This is a genomic window from Streptomyces sp. NPDC091682 (genome assembly GCF_044756625.1).
Taxonomy (GTDB): Bacteria; Actinomycetota; Actinomycetes; order Streptomycetales; family Streptomycetaceae; genus Streptomyces.
Map to the genome: position 1 here is coordinate 52,667 of NZ_JBIVTH010000020.1, position 18,135 is coordinate 70,801.

Below are 18,135 nucleotides of genomic sequence, written 5' to 3' on the forward strand. Positions count from 1 at the left end.
TCTACAAGCGGGATTCCGGATGCGCGCGCAGCCGCCGGTACGCCTCCAGCCCGTCCGGCACCCAGGCCCACTTCCCGCCGTCCACCCGCCGGTCCAGTTCCTCCTGGGTGAGGTACGCGTGCCAGTCGACCTCCGAGACCTGCGGGTCCACGGGCAGCTCGCACCGCACCTCGTGCACGTACGACCACCAGGCCCCGCCCGGGCCCTCGTACAGGAACTTGAACAGCGGCGTCGGCTGCGCCAGCCCCCGCACCCCTAGCTCCTCCTCGGCCTCGCGCAGCGCGGCCTGCGGGTAGTCCTCGCCGGCGCCCAGCACCCCGCCCACGAACATGTCGTAGTGCGCGGGGAAGACCAGCTTCGAGGCGGTCCGCCGGTGTACGAAGATCCGCCCCTCCGCGTCCCTTGCCAGCACGAACACACAGCGGTGGAGGAGCCCGCGGGCGTACACCTCGCCCCGCGGGGCCCGTCCGACGACCCGGTCGTCCCGGTCCACCACGTCCAGCACTTCGTCAGCTGCACTCATACGGGTCATCCAACCACCGCTGTTGACTGGTTACCGCTCCGTAGCCAAGGATCTGCCCCACCACCGACGGAGGACGGGTAACCGCATGACGTACGACGCAGACGTGATCGTGATCGGAGCCGGACTCGCGGGGCTCGTGGCCACCGCCGAGCTCGTCGACGCGGGCCGCAAGGTCATCCTGCTCGACCAGGAGCCGGAGCGGTCCATCGGCGGCCAGGCGCACTGGTCCTTCGGCGGGCTGTTCTTCGTGGACTCGCCCGAACAGCGCCGGATGCGGATCAAGGACAGTCACGCGCTCGCCCTCCAGGACTGGCTGGGCACCGCCGGGTTCGACCGCGAGGAGGACGCCTGGCCGCGCCGCTGGGCCGAGGCCTACGTCGACTTCGCGGCCGGCGAGAAGCGATCCTGGCTGCACGCCCGGGGCGTCCGCTTCTTCCCGGTGGTCGGCTGGGCGGAGCGCGGCGGCTACGACGCGGGCGGCCCCGGGAACTCCGTACCCCGCTTCCACATCACCTGGGGCACCGGCCCCGGCCTGGTGCAGCCCTTCGAGCGGCGGGTGCGGGCGGGCGTGGCCCGCGGCCTGGTCCGGTTGGCGTTCCGCCACCGGGTCACCGGGCTCTCCGCCACGGCCGGCGCGGTGGACACCGTGACGGGCGAGATCCTCGAACCCTCCGACGCCGTGCGCGGCACCGCCAGCAGCCGCGAGACCACCGGCACCTTCACTCTGCGGGCCCAGGCCGTGATCGTCACCAGCGGCGGCATCGGCGGCAACCACGACCTCGTCCGCGCACAGTGGCCGGACCGGCTCGGCACCCCGCCGCAGCGGATGCTCTCCGGGGTCCCGGCGCACGTCGACGGTCTGATGCTCGGCATCGCGGAGCGGGCCGGTGCCAGCCACATCAACAAGGACCGGATGTGGCACTACACCGAGGGCATCCAGAACTGGGACCCGATCTGGGCCCGGCACGGCATTCGCATCCTGCCCGGCCCCTCTCCGCTGTGGCTGGACGCGACGGGCAAGCGGCTACCCGTGCCGCTCTTCCCGGGCTTCGACACCCTCGGCACCCTCGACCACATCATGAAGACCGGCCACGACCACACCTGGTTCGTGCTCAACGAGCGCATCATCGGCAAGGAGTTCGCCCTCTCCGGCTCCGAGCAGAACCCGGACCTGACCGGAAAGTCGGTGCGCGGCGTCCTCACCCGCGCGCGCCAGGCCGTACCCGGCCCGGTCCGGGCCTTCATGGACCACGGCGCCGACTTCGTCGTCGAGCGGGACCTGTCCGCCCTGGTCCGCGGGATGAACACGGTCACCAAGGAGGACCTCCTCGACGAGGCCACCGTCCGGGGCGAGATCGTGGCCCGCGACCGGGAGATCGCCAACCCCTTCACCAAGGACCTCCAGGTCACCGCCATCCACGGCGCGCGCAGATATCTGGGCGACAAGCTGATCCGCACGGCCGCCCCGCACCGGATCCTCGATCCCGGCGCCGGTCCGCTGATCGCGGTACGGCTGTCCATCCTGACCCGCAAGTCCCTGGGCGGCCTGGAGACCGACCTCTCCTCCCGCGTCCTGACCGCGTCGGGCGATCCGCTGCCGGGCGTCTACGCGGCGGGCGAGGCGGCCGGATTCGGCGGTGGCGGGGTGCACGGCTACCGGGCCCTGGAGGGCACCTTCCTCGGCGGGTGCATCTTCTCGGGCCGGGCGGCGGGCCGCGCCGCGGCGCAGGCGGTCGGCTGAGTCCGACTCCGCCGCGCGGCCGGTCGTACGGGGCCGGCCCGGTGCGTACGGTCCGTCGCGAGTCGGGGGGACGTCAGACGAGCCGCTCGGTGACGCGGAACCGTTCCGCGATGACGAGGGTGTCGTCGGCCACCGTGAATCCCGGGTCGCCGATCACCGTGCGCACCGGCTCGCTGTGCCAGAACTCCTCGTGCGCCGTACGCCATTCGGCCACCGACGTGTACCCCTCGCCCTCGTCGAGGGCGTGCTCCAGCCCCACGTCAGCGAGCCGTAGCACCTCCACGGCCGTCACCTCCACCACCGCCACCCCGCGCTCGTCGGAGTCGACGAGCAGGGACCGCGCGCCGGGCTCCGGCAGCGGTTCCCGCTCCGCCTCGTACTCCGCGAGCAGGCCGGTGGTGCTGGTCTTCGCCCCGCTCAGCACGGCCGCGACCAGCTGGTCGCGCAAGGGTCCGGGGAACCCCAGCAGGTACGGGGGAAGATCGTCGTGTGCAGTCATGCGGCCACCCTACGGCGCCGCCCGCGGCCCACCGGAACGATTATCGCCACCCAACTGGCACGACCGTCAGAGCAGTTGAAACGCGCCACGCAGTGGACTGGACCTTGACTCGGAGCTGCGCATACCGCTTTGCTGTGCGTGATCACCAGAGTGCTCAACGGAGTTCCGATCGGATTCCGCACGCACGTCGGAGACCCGAACCAGCGCCACCGCCGTTCCTCGCCGTTCCTCCGCAGTTCTCCGGAGCCCCCACGGGGCCCCACCGGCACGATCCCCCGACCTCACGGTCCGACCGCGCGCGTGCGCACTGCGCGCGGGGGAGGCCGTCGCCGCCCCGCCCCCGTCCGCCCGCGTCTTGGAGGGAAACCCGCGGATGTCCCCGCCTCCGCCGCCCCTCGGCCGCGCCCGCAAGCGGGACGCCCGGCTCTTCGACCCGGCCCTGTGCGACGCCGAACTCGTCGACGTGCGCTCCCAGTTCACCCAAGGGCGGTGGGCCCGGGCCCGTGCCCTCCTCGTCGGCACCGGCGACGACTGGGACCGCCGCGGCCACCGCGTCACCGTCCTCGCGCAGACCCCGGCGGCCACCGCCTGGGCCCGCGAGTGGCTGCTCGCCGAACCGGAGAGCGCCGACGCCGCCACCCTGCTCGCCTGCGCCGCCGTCTTCACCGCCCTGCGCCAGAAGGGCACCCCGGCCACGGCCGAAGCGGCCTGCCGCCGGGCCGCCGCTCTGCACCCGGCGGACCCGACGCCCTGGCTCGGGCTCCTCCTCCTCTCCCGCGCCTTCGGCAGCGAGGAGGAGTTCAGCCGCCACTTCGACCAGGTCCGGGCCCGTCACCGCGAGCACCACCACGCCCATCACCTGATGGTCGCCAGACTGGCCGAACGTGCCCTCGGCTCCGGCCAGGACCCGCTCCACGAGGTCTACGACTTCGCGTCCTGGGCCGCCGAGGAGTCCCCGGCCGACTCCCCGCTCGCCGTGCTCCCGGTCGTCGCGCACGCCGAGCGGTACCGGGTGCTTGCCGCCACGCACGGCCACTCGCCCGAGTCGGCCGCCGCCCATTGGGCGGGCCGCCGCGCCCGCCAGGTCCTGCGCTCCGCCTTCGACTGGTGGCTGGAGTGGGAGCGCGAGGACCACCCCCGCAACCGCGTCGACCTCAACTTCCTCGCGCACGCCAAACTCTGCGAGGGTCGCCCCGCCGAGGCCGCCGCCCTCTTCCACCGCATCGGCAGCCATGCCACCCGCGCCCCCTGGTCCTATCCGGACCGGGACCCGCACGAGGCCTTCCTCGCCGCCCGCGGCGTCGCCCTCGGCACCGCCTGACCAGCACCGCCCGCCGGACGCCACCGGCCGGACGACACCCGCGAGCGCCCCCCCAGAAAGACGCCCATCCCCCGAGCACCACGCCCCCCGAAAGGACGCCGCCATGCCGACGGGCAGATCCTCCACGCTCCAAGACCCGGCCGAGATCCGTACGTACAAGGGCCAGGACCGGGCCCTGCGCGCCGACCGCCTCGGCACCGCAGGGCTGCTCCTGTCCGTGCTCGCCGCCAGCGCGCCCCTGATGGTCGTCGCCGGTGTCATGCCCACGACCTTCGGGGTCATGGGCATCGTCGGCCAGCCCCTGCTCTTCGTCATCCTCGGCGCCGTCCTCGCGCTCTTCAGCGTTGGCTACGCCGAGATGAGCCGCCACGTCCACAACGCCGGCGCCTTCTACGCGTACATCGCCCGCGGCCTCGGCCCCACCGCTGGCGCGGGCGCCGCCCTCGTCGCCCTCGTCGCGTACAGCGCCATGCAGGTCGGCGTCTTCGGCATCCTCGGCTTCGAAATATCCGGCCTCTTCGCCACCTACCTGGACATCGAACTCTCCTGGTGGATACCGGCGCTGCTCGCCGTCGCCGCCACCGGCGCGCTCGGCTGGCTCAAGATCGACCTCAACGCGAAGGTCCTCGGGGTCCTCCTCCTCGTCGAGTGCGTCCTGGTCGTCGTCTTCGACGTCGCCGCCATCGCCAAGCCGGCCGCCGAAGGCCTCTCGCTCCACGCCTTCAACCCCGAGACCCTGGGCGGAGCCGGCTTCGGCACCGCCCTCTGCTTCTGCATCGCCGCCTTCGTCGGCTTCGAGCAGTCCCCGGTCTACGCCGAGGAGACCAGCAAGCCGCACATCGTCGTCTCGCGCGTGATGTTCCTCGCCGTCGGCTTCGTCGCCCTCTTCTTCGCCGTCAGCGCCTGGGCCCTCACCGTCGCCACCGGCCCCTCCGAGGTCGTCAAGACCTCCGCCGAGGCGGGCCCCACCCTGCTCTTCCAACTCACCGAGGCCCGCCTCGGCACCACCTTCACCGACGTCCTGCACGTCCTCTTCGTGACCGGAATGTTCGCGGCCATGCTCAGCTTCCACAACGTGGTCGCCCGCTACGCCTTCGCCATGGGCCGCGAGGGCCTGCTCCCGGCCACCTTCGGCCGCACCAACGCCGGCACCGGCGCCCCCGCCACCGGCTCCCTGCTGCAGACCGGCGTCGCCGCCCTCGTCGTGATCGCCTTCGCGCTCACCGAGGACAAGGCCCCCGCCGACCCGGCCGTCGCGGTGCAGCCGCCCGACCCCACCACCCCCGTACTGCACCTGTTCACCTGGATGGGCAGCGTCGGCGCCCTCGGCGTGACCCTCCTCATGGCCGCCGCCTCCTTCGCCGTCATCGCCTTCTTCGTCCGCCGCGGCACCGCCGGCGCCCAGGTCTGGCGCCTCGTCGCGGCCGGCGCCTCCGGCCTCGCCCTGCTCGCCATCGCCGTCTACACCGTCAAGGACTTCGGCGTCCTGGTCAGCGCCGAGCAGGGCTCCGCGCTCAGCTGGGTGCTGCCCGGCATCATCGGCGCCGCCGTCGTGATCGGCCTGGCCTACGGAGCCCTGCTACGCCGCAGCCGCCCCGAGGTGCACGCCCGCATCGGCCTCGGCAACGAGGCCTTCCGCCTCGACCAGGCGGCAGAGGGAACCCCCGGCGACTGACCTCGCTTTCCAGCCCCTACGAAGCCTCCGGCACCCGTTTCCATGGTCGTCGGGGGCTTCGGTATGTAGGGGGTGCTTTTGGAGGGGAGCGGAGCCTCATGGTCTCCTGTTGCGACCAAACCACCCGGATCGCAGCACAGGGGACACCACCCAGCTCCCCTGCGCGGCGGCCCGGGCTTGCCTTGTCCCACCCACGAAGGCGAAGTCCTACATGAGTGACCTGAGTGACCGCACCTTGACCGAGGCACCCGCACCGGCGCCGACCCGCCATGTCGACGCCGGCGACGAGGGCTACAGCAAGGACCTCAAGTCCCGTCACATCAACATGATCGCGATCGGCGGGGCCATAGGCACCGGCCTCTTCCTCGGCGCGGGCGGCCGCCTCGCCGGCGCCGGCCCCTCCCTCGCGATCGCCTACGCGGTGTGCGGAGTCTTCGCCTTCTTCGTCGTCCGGGCCCTCGGCGAGCTCGTCCTCTACCGGCCCTCCTCCGGCGCCTTCGTCTCCTACGCCCGTGAATTCATGGGAGAGAAGGGCGCCTACACGGCCGGTTGGCTGTACTTCCTGAACTGGTCCACGACCACCGTCGCCGACATCACGGCCGCCGCGACCTACGCGCACTTCTGGTCGCTGTTCACCGACGTCCCCCAGTGGGTCCTCGCCTTCATCGCCCTCGCCATCGTGCTCACCGCCAACCTGATCTCGGTGAAGTACTTCGGCGAGATGGAGTTCTGGTTCTCGCTCGTCAAGGTCGCCGCCCTCGTCGTCTTCCTGATCGTCGGCATCTGGCTCGTCGCCACCAGCCACGACATCGGCGGCACCACCCCCGGCCTCGCCAACATCACCGACAACGGCGGCCTCTTCCCCTCCGGCGTCCTCCCGATGCTCCTGGTGATCCAGGGCGTCGTCTTCGCGTACGCCTCCGTCGAGCTCTGCGGAGTCGCCGCCGGCGAGACCGAGAACCCCGAGAAGATCATGCCGAAGGCGATCAACTCGATCATGTGGCGCGTGGGCCTCTTCTACGTCGGCTCGGTCGTCCTCCTCGCCCTCCTCCTGCCCTACACCGCGTACAGCTCCGACCAGAGCCCCTTCGTCACCGTCTTCGACAAGCTCGGCGTCCCCGGCGCCGCCGGCATCATGAACCTCGTCGTCCTGACGGCCGCCCTCTCCAGCCTGAACTCCGGCCTCTACTCCACCGGCCGCATCCTGCGCTCGATGTCCCTGTCCGGCTCCGCCCCCAAGTTCACCGGCGTCATGAACAAGGGCAAGGTCCCCTACGGCGGCGTCCTGTTCACCGCCGCCTTCGGCCTCGCGGGCGTCGGGCTGAACGCCTTCATGCCGAAGGACGCCTTCGAGCTCGTCCTGAACTTCGCCTCGCTGGGCATCCTCGGCACCTGGGCCATGGTCATGATCTGCTCGCTGTTCTTCTGGCGCCGCGCCCAGCAGGGCCTCGTGGAGCGCCCCTCGTACCGCCTGCCCTGGGCCCCGTACACCCAGATCGTCACCCTGGTCTTCCTGTTCACGGTGCTGGTCCTGATGTGGTGCGACGGCGGCGTCGGCCGCACCACGGTCCTCTTCGTCCCGGTCATCGGCGCCGCCCTGGTCGGCGGCTGGTACCTGGTCCGCGGCCGGGTGGCCGAACTCGCCACCACCCGCCGCTGATCCCACGACCGTCGAAGCCCCCGCACCGGACCCGTCCGGTGCGGGGGCTTCGCCACGCCGGCCCAGGAATCGGCCTAGTGTCCCCGCCGTGCGGCGGTGCGGGCGGCCAGGACCGTGACGTCGTCCTCCGCGTCGGTGACCCGCAGCGCCGCGAGCACCGTGTCGATGACCTCGTTCAGGGCCCCGTCCACCGGTAGCGGAATGCCGGTGAGCCGTTGCAGGGAAGCCTCGATGTCCTCGCCCCGGCGTTCGACCAGGCCGTCCGTGAAGAGCATCAGGACACAACCCGGCTTGAGTTCGAAGGACGCGTCCTCGTACCGGCCGTAGCCGGTGCCCAGCGGCGGGCCCACCGGGACCGGTGCCAGGAAAGGGCCCTGCCCGCGGCCGATGACCATGGCGGGCAGGTGCCCGGCGCTCGCGTGGACGCACGTCCCGGCGGCCCGGTCGACCAGGACGAGCAGGCAGGTGGCGACCCGGTCCAGACCGCCCGCGAAAACGACCTGGTCCGCCTCGCGCAGGATGTCCGCCGGAGGGTTCCCGGACGCGGCCAGCGCGCGGATGAGGGAGCGGTAGTGGCTCATGGCGACCGCCGCCTCGACCCCGTGGCCCATCACGTCGCCCATCACCAGCAGGGTGCGGCCGCCGGGCAGCGCCAGGCAGTCGAACCAGTCCCCGCCCACCAGGACACCCGTGCCGGAGGGCAGGTAGCGGGAGGCCACTTCCAGGTCGTCGTGCGGGAAGGTGGGCTCGGACAGCAGCGCCTGCTGCAGTTCGAGGGCCATCCCCTGCTCCCGGGCGAACCGCTCCGCCTTGGCGAGACTGGCGGCCGCCCGCTCCGCCAGGGTGCGGGCCACGACGACGTCCTCGAGCCCGAAGGCCGGCGAATCCCCGGCACGCACCAGCGTGAGGGTGCCGATCGGGCGGTCCTGGGCGATCAGCGGGACCACGACACCCGAGTGGATGCCCGCCTCCCGGTACGCGGAGACCCGGTCCGCGCTCGGCGCCGCCCGGCTGAAGGCCTCGTCGGAGGAGAAGTTGCCCCGCCACGGTTCACCGCTCTCCAGGCACTGCCTGACCGCGGAGCCGGGCTGGTAGTCCACGTGCTCCCCGGCCGCGCCGAGCACCCGCACCCGCGGCAAAAGTTCCCGTACCGAGGCCACGGCGACCCGGCGCAGCCGTAGGGCCCCGCCGGCGGGCAGCCCCCCGCCCGGCCCCTCCCGCGGGATGAGCTCCACGCTCGCGGCGTCGGCCAGCCCGGGAACCAGGAACTCGGTCAGCTCGCGACAGGTGGTGTCCACGTCGAGGGTGGTGCCGACCCGCACCGCGGCGGTGTCCAGCAGGAGCAGGCGCCGGTTGGTGCGCGACAGCTCCCGCTGCCGCTCCCTGGGGGCGCTGACCTCCAGGCCGATGCCCGCCAGCCCCAGTACGCGCCCGTCCTCCTCCAGTCGGTGGTAGGTCCCCCGCCACACCCGCGACTCGTACGGGGAATCGGCCAGGGTGCGGCCCTCCAGGACGAGTTCCCGGGGGCGCCCGTCCCGCAGTACCTCGTGCAGCACCTCATCGGGGCGCTCGACGTCCGGCAGCACCTCGTTCAGCGTCCGCCCCAGCAGCGCCTCGGCGGGCAGGCCGTTCATCACGGCCATGTGCGGGCTGACGTACAGGTAGCGCAGGTCGGTGTCGAGCAGGGCGATTCCCGCCCGGGCCCCGTCGAGGACCTGCCGCAGCAGTCGGTACTCGCGCACCAGTCGGTTCACATCGGACGGATCGCCCGCCAGGGCGGCGGCGACCACCTCGTCCACGTCCTGGCCGAACAGCGGACGAGGGCCGGCACCCTCAGCCCACATCACGGGACCTCCCTCAGCCGGTCTGCCCCTACGATGTGGTCCCAACATAGCAAAAGGGCAGGTCAGGGCGGTATCGCGTCGCTCTGACCTGCCCTGTTGCACGGATCAGGAGCGGTGGGCCGACGGCCTGCGGCTCAGCGCGAGCAGGCTCAGGGCAAACATCAGGACACCCAGGGGGACATGGACCGACGGTACGCGCGCGATGCCCAGGACCACCTGCACCGAGGCGAGGACGAGGAACCCCGACGAGTAGAGGATCGGCCGGGGCGACCCGCCGCCCGGCCGCCACGCCAGCACCGCGGCGATCACGTACAGCATCGTCGCCCCGTACATCACGCGCGCTCCGATGCCGTGCAGCAGTTCGCCGTGGGCCGAGGACAGCAGCACCCCGGCGGTGACCGCCTGGAAGAGGATGGCCAGGGTCTGCAGGCCGACGGTGACCTGCAGGAAAGTGAAGGTACGCGGCTGCTCCGTCGTCAGAGTGGCCATGGTGGCGGTCCTCTCTTCTGCCTCACGGCGTAGATCGATAGGGTCTCGGTAGTCCGACGACGTGGGCCCGCACAATGTGAGGCGGGGCACCGGGAGGCGGGCCGGGGGAGCGGTCGTGAGCATGAGTACGTCGTCCACGCACGGGGGCGCCGGGTCCGATCCGGCCCTGGACGTGATCGTCGGGGAGCGGACGCACCTCACCAACCTCGCCTACCGGCTGCTCGGTTCGCTGGCCGAGGCCGAGGACGCGGTACAGGAGACGTACGCGCGCTGGTACGCGATGCCGAAGCAGAAGCAGGAGGCCGTCGAATCGCCCGGCGCCTGGCTGACGACGGTCGCCGGCCGCATCTGCCTGGACCTGCTCGGCTCGGCGCGGGCGCGGCGCGAGCGCTACGTCGGCGAATGGGTCCCCGAGCCGCTGCCCGACCGCGCGGAGTGGATCAGCGGGCCGGCGGGCGGCGGGGCCGGGCCGGTCGATCCGGCGGACCGGGTCACCCTGGACGAGTCGGTCAACATGGCCTTCCTCGTCGTACTGGAATCGATGACCCCGGCCGAACGCGTCGCCTTCGTCCTCCACGACGTCTTCCGCTACCCCTTCGCCGAGATAGCCCGGATCGTCGGCCGGACGCCGGCGGCCTGCCGGCAACTGGCGACGTCGGCCCGCCGACGCGTGGGCGCCGCGCAGGTCCCGACGGCCCCGACGGCCGGACAGGCCCCTCTGGTACGGAACTTCAAGGAGGCGTGGGAGGCCAGGGACATCAAGGCCCTCGTCGGTCTGTTGGCACCCGACGCCGCGATGATCGCCGACGGCGGCGGGCTGGTCGGCGCCGCCCTGCGTCCGGTCGAGGGCAGTGCGCGCATCGCCGAGTACCTGATCCAGATCGCCGACAGGGCTCCCGGACTGGAGCTCCTCGAACGCTCGGTCAACGGACGGCCCGGCCTGGTCGCCCAGCACACCGGGGTCACCGTGACCGTGGCGGCGTTCGAGCTCAGCGGCGATCGCGTCACCCGCATCTGGGCGGTCCGCAATCCGGAGAAGCTCCGCCCCTGGTTGGAGGACGGCCGGGGCTGAGTCGGTGCGCCCCCGGTGACCGGCACCGTTAGGAACGGCCGGTTCCACCGGGGCGCCGCCCGGCAGGGGACAACGAAAGAGCCGGCCAGAGTGACTTCACATCACTCTGACCGGCTCTTCCAGGTCGTTTGACCATGGTGTCCGAGGGGGGACTTGAACCCCCACGCCCGATAAAGGGCACTAGCACCTCAAGCTAGCGCGTCTGCCATTCCGCCACCCGGACAAGGTGTCTGTCTCGCGTCCCTCGCGGGCCGTTCCGACGTGGAAAACATTACCAAACATTCCGGGGTCCTCGATCACACCCCCGGCGACCGAGGATCGCCCTTGGGGAGAGCGGCCCGGAGCGGGAGGATGGGGGTTCGGTACTGATCAGTGGGAGGAAGCAGCGTGAGCGAGTCGAGCACGGGCAGGACCGTCTCCGGCGAGGACGAGGTGGTCGACCTCTGCCGGGACCTCATCCGGATCGACACCAGCAACTACGGAGACCACTCGGGCCCCGGGGAGCGCAAAGCGGCGGAATGGGTCGCCGAGAAGCTCGCCGAGGTCGGGCTGGAGCCGCAGATCTTCGAATCGCACAAGGGGCGCGCCTCGACCGTGGCGCGGATCGAGGGGGAGGACCCCTCGCGGCCGGCGCTGCTGATCCACGGGCACACCGACGTGGTTCCGGCCAACGCCGCCGACTGGACGTACGACCCCTTCGCGGGCGAGATCGCCGACGGCTGCCTGTGGGGCCGGGGCGCCGTCGACATGAAGGACATGGACGCGATGACGCTGGCCGTCGTGCGCGACCGGATGCGCAGCGGGCGCAAGCCCCCGCGGGACATCGTGCTGGCCTTCCTCGCAGACGAGGAGGCGGGCGGCATCTACGGGGCCCGGCACCTCGTCGACAAGCACCCCGGCCTCTTCGAGGGCGTCACCGAGGCGATCGGCGAGGTCGGCGGCTTCTCGTTCACGGTCAACGAGAACCTGCGGCTCTACCTCGTGGAGACCGCCCAGAAGGGCATGCACTGGATGCGGCTCACGGTGGAGGGCACCGCGGGCCACGGCTCGATGACCAACAGCGACAACGCCATCACGGAGCTGTGCGAGGCCGTGGGCCGACTCGGCCGCCACCAGTGGCCGGTGCGCGTGACCAAGACGGTGCGCAGCTTCCTGGACGAGCTCTCGGACGCGCTCGGGACACCCCTGGACCCGGACAACATGGACGCGACGCTCGCCAAGCTCGGCGGCATCGCCAAGATGGTCGGCGCGACGCTGCGCAACTCGGCCGCCCCGACGATGCTCGGCGCCGGCTACAAGGTCAACGTCATCCCCGGCCAGGCGACGGCCCACGTCGACGGCCGCTTCCTGCCGGGCTACGAGGACGAGTTCTTCGCCGACCTGGACCGGATCCTCGGCCCGCGCGTGAAGCGGGAGGACGTGCACGGCGACAAGGCGCTGGAGACGGACTTCGACGGCAAGTTGGTGGACGCCATGCAGGGCGCCCTGAAGGCCGAGGACCCGATCGCGCGGGCGGTCCCGTACATGCTCTCGGGCGGTACGGACGCCAAGTCCTTCGACGACCTCGGCATCCGCTGCTTCGGCTTCGCTCCGCTGCAGTTGCCGCCGGAGCTGGACTTCGCCGGGATGTTCCACGGTGTGGACGAGCGGGTGCCGGTCGACGGACTGAAGTTCGGTGTGCGGGTGCTCGACCGGTTCATCGACAACGCCTGAGATTCGAGAAGGTGTGCGCATTCCACTGAGAAGAGTGAATGCACTCATACGCTCGTAGCCCCGGTGAACCCTCCTCGTTACAGGTGTTGCGGTCCGCGGCTGGGACCGCATTGCCTACTAGGAGGAACAATGATCAAGAAGGTTGTCGCCGCAGTGGCTGCCACCGGTGGCCTGGTTCTCGCGGGTGCGGGCCTGGCCCACGCCGATGCGGGTGCGCAGGGTGCGGCCATCGGCTCCCCCGGTGTCCTGTCCGGCAACGTCGTGCAGGTTCCCGTTCACATCCCCGTGAACGTCTGCGGCAACACGATCTCCGTGATCGGCCTGCTGAACCCGGCCTTCGGCAACACCTGCGTCAACGCCTGACGCGTCTGAAGTCTTCGGCCCCGGAGCGCATCCCGCGCTCCGGGGCCACCGGGCTTTCAGGCCCGAATTTCCTTCACTTCCGGCGCACCGGCGGGGGAGCCAGGTGGGCCGGGCCGTCGGACGACGGCCGAAACGCACACACCAGGGGACGAGTACAGATGCGACGACCGGCACAGGTCACCAGGAAGACCCTGATCACGATGGCGGCGGCGGGGGGTGTCCTCGCGATGGGCGGGGGCTACGCACACGCGGACTCCGCCGCCTCGGGGCACGCCGCGAACTCTCCGGGCCTGCTGTCCGGGAACAACCTGCAGGCGCCCGTGGACGCGCCGGTGAACGCCTGCGGGAACACGATCACGGTGGTGGGAGCTCTCAACCCGGCCTTCGGGAACCACTGCGCCAACGGACCCGGCCACACCAAGCCGAAGCCCCCGAAGCCGCCGAAGCCGCACCACCCGGGCGACGACGAACCGTGCGACGACCACCCGGGCAACCCCGGGAACCCGGGCAACCCGGGCAGCCCGGGTAACCCCGGTAACCCTGGGAACCCCGGTAACCCCGGTAACCCCGGTAACCCTGGGAACCCCGGTAACCCTGGTAACCCTGGTAACCCCGGCAACCCTGGTAACCCCGGGAACCCGGGCAACCCCGGCAACCCTGGTAACCCCGGGAACCCGGGCAACCCCGGCAACCCTGGTAACCCCGGGAACCCGGGCAACCCCGGTACCGGCACCCCCGTCACGCACCCCGGGCCCGGAACCGGGAGCAACACCCCCGGTCTCGCCGCCACCGGGTCCGGTGACGTGCTCACCGCCGGGCTGCCGCTCGCGGGCGGCCTGCTGCTCGCCGGCACCGTGCTCTACCGGCGGGCCCGCAACGCCGCCTGACGGACGTTCACGGCGCGGGCCCCGTCCCCGGGGCCCGCGTCACCAGGTCGCGCGGACCTGACGGATGATCCGGCGGCGCAGTCGCACACGGCGGCTGCCGTCCCGGTACAGGCTCAGTCGGTCGAGTTCCCAGTTCCCGTACTCGGCATGGTCGGTCAACAGGCGGGTCGCCTCCTTGCGAGGTACACCGCGGGGCACGTACACGTCGACGAATTCGTATTCCGGCATCGCATCTATTGTGCGGGCAGAGCCCTGCTACGGATAGCGTCTGTCCTATGTCTGATGCCGATCTGCCCACTGTTGCCGAGGTACGCGCCGCCGCCGAGGCGGTCAAGGCCGCGCTCGACCGTCACCTCGCCGCGGTCGAGCACAGGATCGGGGACGAGGACCCGGACGTCTACGCCGCGTTCAACGAACTCGCCGCCGCGGCCGAGGTGTACGACGAACTCCTCTACGACCGGTACGACGAGGTCACCCCCTTTGAGATCCCCACGCCCGAGGACGGTGTCCCGTACACCGGCCCCGCCGAGCCCGCCGCCTTCAGCGTGCTCATCCGCCGCGACTACGCCGTGGTCGAACCGGCCCGGCTGATCGCCCAGGCCGAACGGGTCGCCGCGCACGACCGGGACGCCGAATTCGTGGGCGACGGCGGCAGCGCCGACGCGCTGGGCGTCCTCTTCGGGGAGTACGAGCCCGACGAGATCGCCTCCCGCTACAAGGACTTCGGGCTGGAGGAGGGTGACTCCACGCTCTGGATCGCGGCCTCGGAGGAGGTGGCGGAACCGGGGGAGTGGCTGGGCTCGCCCTTCGGGCACATCGACCCGCAGGACGTGCTGCACCGGTTCGACGTCAGCTCCGTCTTCGACGAGGAGGCCGACGAGTTCGACGAGGACGAGGCCGCGGAGCCGGGGCTGACCCCGGCCTGACCCCCGGCCTTGACCCCCACCCCCGATCCGTGGCCCCCGTCCTCCCGGGCGGGGGCCACGGCCGGTTCACTGCGGCTGCTGCGCGCCCGCCGTCGCCAGGGCCGTCAGCAAGCCCGTCAGGCGCGTCGTACGCGGCTTCGCGGGCACCTCGGCCACTGCGTGCGGCAGCGCCTGGTCGACCCCGTGCACCACGGACAGGTGCCGCTCGCCCCGCCCGAACGCCGTGTAGACCCAGTCCCGCGACAGCGCCTGCGCCGCGTCACCTGGCAGTACGACGACCACCGCCGGCCAGCGCGTGCCCACGGCCTGGTGCGCCGTCACCGCCCAGCCGTGCCGCACCCGGGACTCGACGAGCTCCTTCGGCACGACGATCCGTGCGCCCGCCCGGTCCAGGTGCAGGCCCTCGGCGTCGGCCGACACCACCCGGGCCGCCAGCGCCCGTCCGGCCGACGGCACGTGGACGACCCGGTCACCGGGGTCGAAGCCGCCGAAGCGGCCCGGACCGGGGTTCAGGCGCTCCTTCAGGGCGGCGTTCAGCGCCCTGGTGCCCGCCGAGCCGCCGTGGCCTGGGGTGATCACCTGTACGTGGTCCGCCGGGATCCCGAAGGCCCGCGGCACCGATTCCGCCACCAGCTGCACGGCCCGGTGCACGGCTTCCCCGGCGTCCTTCACCGGAACGATGACGACCTCCTTGCCCGGGGCGTCCACCTGGTTGAGCTCCCCGATGCCGATCCCGGAGACGAGCTCGCCGAGGGGGCCCGGGTCGGGGGTGCGGGAGATCGACTGCGGGCAGGTACGGGCCGCCAGCACATCGGCGAACACCCGCCCGGCCCCGGCCGACCCGAGCACGCCGGGGTCCCCGGAGAGCACCAGCCGGGCCCCGTCCGGGACGGACTCCACCAGGGCGGCCGCGGTCTCCACGTCCAGCTGCGGCGCGTCCAGCACCACCAGCAGGTCCAGCGCGAACTGGCCGTCCGCGTCCCGCCCGGGCCCCTCGGCGCCGGACAGCAGCCCGGCCACGGTCACCGGGTCCGGGCCGCCGCCGGGGGCGTGCGCGGCCACGCAGACCCGTAGGCCCAGCTCCCGGGCCGCGACGGCCAGGGCGACCGGTTCGGCACGGGCGGCCTCGCCACCGGTGTGGGTGACCAGGCCGTGGCCCGCGACCGCGCGGATCAGCTCGGCGGCGGAGGGACTCGGCGCGGACCCGGCGGCCCGCTCCCAGTCCCCGGGGGCGTCGAAGGTGCCTGCGGCCAGCCGGGCCAGGCCGTCGGCCAGGCTCTCCTCGGCCATGGCGGCACCCTCCAGGCCCACGAGCAACCGAACGGGCTGCGCTGCGTCCTCGGCGTCTTCGGTGTCCTTGGCGTCCGCGCCGACCGGCGGCCCCAGGGGCTCGTGGAAGACCAGCACCGAGCCCTCGGCGATGGCCTGTTCCAGCGCCTCGGCCGGATCCGGTACGCCGTACTGGGCCAGGGCCTTCTCCAGCACCGGGGCCTCCAGGGCGGTGTGGCCCTTCAGCCCCGCCTGGGCCAGCAGCCAGCCCACCAGGACGGTGGTGCGGCGCTCGTCCCCGGGACCCGCTTCGGGGCCCAGCAGGGTCCGGGCGAAGCCGTCGGCCTGGGCCGGACGTACGGCGGGGAGCGCCAGCAGCCGCCAGGGGTTCTCGGTGAGCTGCCCGGCGGCGTCCTCGCCCAGGGCCGCCGCGGCGCTGGCCGCCAGGGCCTCGGGGGCGCCACCGCGGGCCAGTACCGCCCGTACGCCCTCGACGCTGTCGGCGGAGGGCGCGGGCGCGGCCGCCACGGCCGGGGTGACGGGGCGCGGTGCCGGGGGCGCGGCGGGTGCCTTGCGGGGCGTGGCCGGGGCCTCGTCGAAGTACACGGCGGAGGGCTTCGCACCGCTCTCCACGGCCCGGACGGCGGCCAGCAGGTCGGCTGCCCTCCCGCTCAGCTTCGCACCGGCCTCGACGGGCGCCTCCCGCTCGGCCTTGCGTCGGGCGATCCGCTCCCGCTCGATCTTCTGGGCGGCCAGTTCGGCCTGGGCCTCGGAGAGCGCGGGCGTCACCTGGGCCTCGGCGGCCGGCTCGGCGGTGCCCTCGGGGTCGGCCCCGGGATCGGCGTCGGCCTCGGCTTCGGATCCGGCCGCGTCATCGGCTGCCGCAGGGGCGGTCTCCGGGCCGGTCCCGGCCTCGGGCCCTGCGGGGCTCTCCCCCACCCCGCCCCTTCCCGAAACCGAGGGCTCCGCCCCCGGGCCCCCGTCTTCGCCCGCGGCGACCCCGTCGTCCTCGGCACCGCCCGCATCCGCCTCGGACCCGGCGTCCGCCCGCCCGGGCTCGGGAGCGGCTTCGGGGGCCGCTTCCGGTTCGGCGGCTGCGGACGGGTCGGCCTCCGGGGCGGCCGGGTCCTCCGCGGCAGCGGTGTCGGCCTGAGGGTCCGTACTCACAGCGTGCTCCAGTCCTGATCGGGGTAGCGGTGCACCGGAGCCGAAACATCGTCCAGCGCCCGGCAGATCTCCTCCGGAAGACTAAGGGCCTCCACCGACAGTGCCGCCCCGAGCTGCGCGGACGTCCGCGCGCCGACGATCGGCGCCACCACCCCCGGCCGGTCCCGGATCCACGCCAGGGCCACCTGGAGCGGGGTCACGGCCAGGCCCTGGGCCGCCGTCACCACCGCGTCCACGATCCGCCCCGCCGCCTCGTCGAGGTACGGGTCCACCAGAGCGGCCAGCGCCTCCGAGGCGCCCCGGGAGTCGGCCGGGGTGCCGTCCCGGTACTTGCCCGTCAGCACCCCGCGGCCCAGCGGCGAGGAGGGCAGCAGGCCGATCCCGAGGTCCAGCGCGGCCGGCAGCACCTCGCGCTCGACCCCCCGCTGGAGCAGGGAGTACTCCATCTGCGTCGAGGCGATCCGGGTGCGCACCCCGGGGGCCGCGAGCTGCCAGGTCGCCGCCTTCGCCAGCTGCCAGCCGCAGAAGCCCGCCAGTCCCGCGTACCGGGCCCGGCCGCTGCTCACCGCCAGGTCCAGCGCCTGCAGGGTCTCCTCCAGCGGGGTCGCGGGGTCGAACGCGTGCACCTGCCACAGATCGACGTAGTCGGTGCCCAGCCGGTCCAGCGAGGCGTCGAGGGCGGCGAGCAGGTGCCCGCGCGAGCCGTCGAACCTGCGGTCCGGGTCAGGAACGCTGCCCGCCTTGGTCGCGATCACCAGGTCCCGGCGCGGGACGAGCCCGCCCACCAGCCGCCCGAGGAGGTACTCCGCCTCGCCGCCGCCGTAGGCGTCGGCGGTGTCGACGAGCGTTCCGCCCGCCTCCCAGAACGTCTTCACCTGCTCGGCGGCGGCGTCCTCACCGGTGTCGCGGCCCCAGGTGAGGGTGCCGAGGCCGATCCGGGAGACGCGCAGTCCGGTGCGGCCGAGATGCCTCTGCTCCATGAGCGC

Annotated in this window: 16 protein-coding genes and 1 tRNA gene; 9 read left to right on the top strand and 8 right to left on the bottom strand. The window is 72.7% G+C overall.

Features of this window, described 5'->3' with window-relative positions; all coding sequences use genetic code 11:
• Position 1: 1 nt before the first annotated feature.
• Positions 2 to 523, bottom strand: coding sequence for an NUDIX domain-containing protein (locus tag ACIQK6_RS33995; RefSeq protein ID WP_329103678.1), 522 nt, complete (start codon positions 521 to 523; stop codon positions 2 to 4).
• An 85-nt stretch (positions 524 to 608) separates the two neighbouring features.
• Between ACIQK6_RS33995 and ACIQK6_RS34000 the strand changes: the two genes are divergently transcribed.
• A complete protein-coding gene (locus ACIQK6_RS34000; protein ID WP_329103679.1) occupies positions 609 to 2,264 on the top strand; it encodes an FAD-binding dehydrogenase in 1,656 nt (551 codons plus the stop codon).
• Between the two features lie 73 nt (positions 2,265 to 2,337).
• Here the strand turns inward: ACIQK6_RS34000 and ACIQK6_RS34005 are convergent, their stop codons facing one another.
• Positions 2,338 to 2,763 (bottom strand): ASCH domain-containing protein, encoded by a 426-nt coding sequence (locus tag ACIQK6_RS34005; protein WP_329103680.1) that lies wholly within the window; start codon positions 2,761 to 2,763, stop codon positions 2,338 to 2,340.
• Between the two features lie 373 nt (positions 2,764 to 3,136).
• Between ACIQK6_RS34005 and ACIQK6_RS34010 the strand changes: the two genes are divergently transcribed.
• From ACIQK6_RS34010 to ACIQK6_RS34020, 3 genes are all read left to right on the top strand, one after another.
• The gene (locus ACIQK6_RS34010; RefSeq protein WP_329103682.1) at positions 3,137 to 4,084 is read left to right on the top strand and encodes a hypothetical protein; all 948 of its coding nucleotides are present in this window, start codon (positions 3,137 to 3,139) and stop codon (positions 4,082 to 4,084) included.
• A 103-nt stretch (positions 4,085 to 4,187) separates the two neighbouring features.
• Positions 4,188 to 5,759 carry an APC family permease gene (locus tag ACIQK6_RS34015; protein ID WP_329103684.1) on the top strand — a complete coding sequence of 524 codons (1,572 nt, stop codon included), beginning with the start codon at positions 4,188 to 4,190 and terminating at the stop codon, positions 5,757 to 5,759.
• 220 nt (positions 5,760 to 5,979) lie between these two features.
• Positions 5,980 to 7,419: an amino acid permease gene (locus ACIQK6_RS34020; RefSeq protein ID WP_402696501.1), complete on the top strand. Its 1,440-nt coding sequence runs from the start codon at positions 5,980 to 5,982 to the stop codon at positions 7,417 to 7,419.
• A gap of 74 nt (positions 7,420 to 7,493) precedes the next feature.
• On the opposite strand, the gene ACIQK6_RS34025 is transcribed toward ACIQK6_RS34020, so the two are convergent.
• Both ACIQK6_RS34025 and ACIQK6_RS34030 read right to left on the bottom strand, forming a co-directional pair.
• Positions 7,494 to 9,263 (bottom strand): SpoIIE family protein phosphatase, encoded by a 1,770-nt coding sequence (locus ACIQK6_RS34025; RefSeq protein ID WP_402696473.1) that lies wholly within the window; start codon positions 9,261 to 9,263, stop codon positions 7,494 to 7,496.
• Positions 9,264 to 9,368: 105 nt separating this feature from the next.
• Positions 9,369 to 9,752 (bottom strand): hypothetical protein, encoded by a 384-nt coding sequence (locus tag ACIQK6_RS34030; RefSeq protein ID WP_329103690.1) that lies wholly within the window; start codon positions 9,750 to 9,752, stop codon positions 9,369 to 9,371.
• 121 nt (positions 9,753 to 9,873) lie between these two features.
• Here ACIQK6_RS34030 and sigJ point away from each other — a divergent pair, with 121 nt between their 5' ends.
• A complete protein-coding gene (sigJ, locus tag ACIQK6_RS34035; protein WP_329103692.1) occupies positions 9,874 to 10,824 on the top strand; it encodes an RNA polymerase sigma factor SigJ in 951 nt (316 codons plus the stop codon).
• Positions 10,825 to 10,959: 135 nt separating this feature from the next.
• On the opposite strand, the gene ACIQK6_RS34040 is transcribed toward sigJ, so the two are convergent.
• Positions 10,960 to 11,047, bottom strand: a tRNA-Leu gene (locus ACIQK6_RS34040).
• Positions 11,048 to 11,211: 164 nt separating this feature from the next.
• Between ACIQK6_RS34040 and ACIQK6_RS34045 the strand changes: the two genes are divergently transcribed.
• From ACIQK6_RS34045 to ACIQK6_RS34055, 3 genes are all read left to right on the top strand, one after another.
• On the top strand, positions 11,212 to 12,537 hold the full coding sequence (locus ACIQK6_RS34045; RefSeq protein ID WP_329103723.1) for a M20/M25/M40 family metallo-hydrolase: 1,326 nt from the start codon (positions 11,212 to 11,214) through the stop codon (positions 12,535 to 12,537).
• Between the two features lie 129 nt (positions 12,538 to 12,666).
• A complete protein-coding gene (gene chpH, locus ACIQK6_RS34050; RefSeq protein ID WP_266598362.1) occupies positions 12,667 to 12,900 on the top strand; it encodes a chaplin ChpH in 234 nt (77 codons plus the stop codon).
• A gap of 158 nt (positions 12,901 to 13,058) precedes the next feature.
• Positions 13,059 to 13,787, top strand: coding sequence for a chaplin (locus ACIQK6_RS34055; protein ID WP_402696474.1), 729 nt, complete (start codon positions 13,059 to 13,061; stop codon positions 13,785 to 13,787).
• 39 nt (positions 13,788 to 13,826) lie between these two features.
• Here ACIQK6_RS34055 and ACIQK6_RS34060 read toward each other — a convergent pair whose 3' ends face one another.
• Positions 13,827 to 14,015, bottom strand: a complete 189-nt coding sequence (locus tag ACIQK6_RS34060; protein WP_030009118.1) for a DUF5703 family protein — start codon at positions 14,013 to 14,015, stop codon at positions 13,827 to 13,829.
• A gap of 47 nt (positions 14,016 to 14,062) precedes the next feature.
• Between ACIQK6_RS34060 and ACIQK6_RS34065 the strand changes: the two genes are divergently transcribed.
• The gene (locus tag ACIQK6_RS34065) at positions 14,063 to 14,713 is read left to right on the top strand and encodes a hypothetical protein (RefSeq protein WP_030009117.1); all 651 of its coding nucleotides are present in this window, start codon (positions 14,063 to 14,065) and stop codon (positions 14,711 to 14,713) included.
• 66 nt (positions 14,714 to 14,779) lie between these two features.
• Here the strand turns inward: ACIQK6_RS34065 and ACIQK6_RS34070 are convergent, their stop codons facing one another.
• Positions 14,780 to 17,149: an ATP-binding domain-containing protein gene (locus ACIQK6_RS34070; RefSeq protein WP_402696476.1), complete on the bottom strand. Its 2,370-nt coding sequence runs from the start codon at positions 17,147 to 17,149 to the stop codon at positions 14,780 to 14,782.
• On the bottom strand, positions 17,146 to 18,129 hold the full coding sequence (locus ACIQK6_RS34075) for an aldo/keto reductase (protein ID WP_402696478.1): 984 nt from the start codon (positions 18,127 to 18,129) through the stop codon (positions 17,146 to 17,148). The genes ACIQK6_RS34070 and ACIQK6_RS34075 overlap by 4 nt, the downstream gene beginning before the upstream one ends.
• Positions 18,130 to 18,135 lie beyond the last annotated feature (6 nt).

Coding starts and splice junctions, on each gene's coding strand:
- ACIQK6_RS34030 (WP_329103690.1), bottom strand. CDS start 9,752: ATGGCCACTCTGACGACGGAGCAGCCGCGTACCTTCACTTTCCTGCAG.
- sigJ (WP_329103692.1), top strand. CDS start 9,874: ATGAGTACGTCGTCCACGCACGGGGGCGCCGGGTCCGATCCGGCCCTG.
- ACIQK6_RS33995 (WP_329103678.1), bottom strand. CDS start 523: ATGAGTGCAGCTGACGAAGTGCTGGACGTGGTGGACCGGGACGACCGG.
- ACIQK6_RS34065 (WP_030009117.1), top strand. CDS start 14,063: ATGTCTGATGCCGATCTGCCCACTGTTGCCGAGGTACGCGCCGCCGCC.
- ACIQK6_RS34075 (WP_402696478.1), bottom strand. CDS start 18,129: ATGGAGCAGAGGCATCTCGGCCGCACCGGACTGCGCGTCTCCCGGATC.
- ACIQK6_RS34060 (WP_030009118.1), bottom strand. CDS start 14,015: ATGCCGGAATACGAATTCGTCGACGTGTACGTGCCCCGCGGTGTACCT.
- ACIQK6_RS34005 (WP_329103680.1), bottom strand. CDS start 2,763: ATGACTGCACACGACGATCTTCCCCCGTACCTGCTGGGGTTCCCCGGA.
- ACIQK6_RS34000 (WP_329103679.1), top strand. CDS start 609: ATGACGTACGACGCAGACGTGATCGTGATCGGAGCCGGACTCGCGGGG.
- ACIQK6_RS34010 (WP_329103682.1), top strand. CDS start 3,137: ATGTCCCCGCCTCCGCCGCCCCTCGGCCGCGCCCGCAAGCGGGACGCC.
- chpH (WP_266598362.1), top strand. CDS start 12,667: ATGATCAAGAAGGTTGTCGCCGCAGTGGCTGCCACCGGTGGCCTGGTT.
- ACIQK6_RS34025 (WP_402696473.1), bottom strand. CDS start 9,263: ATGTGGGCTGAGGGTGCCGGCCCTCGTCCGCTGTTCGGCCAGGACGTG.
- ACIQK6_RS34015 (WP_329103684.1), top strand. CDS start 4,188: ATGCCGACGGGCAGATCCTCCACGCTCCAAGACCCGGCCGAGATCCGT.
- ACIQK6_RS34055 (WP_402696474.1), top strand. CDS start 13,059: ATGCGACGACCGGCACAGGTCACCAGGAAGACCCTGATCACGATGGCG.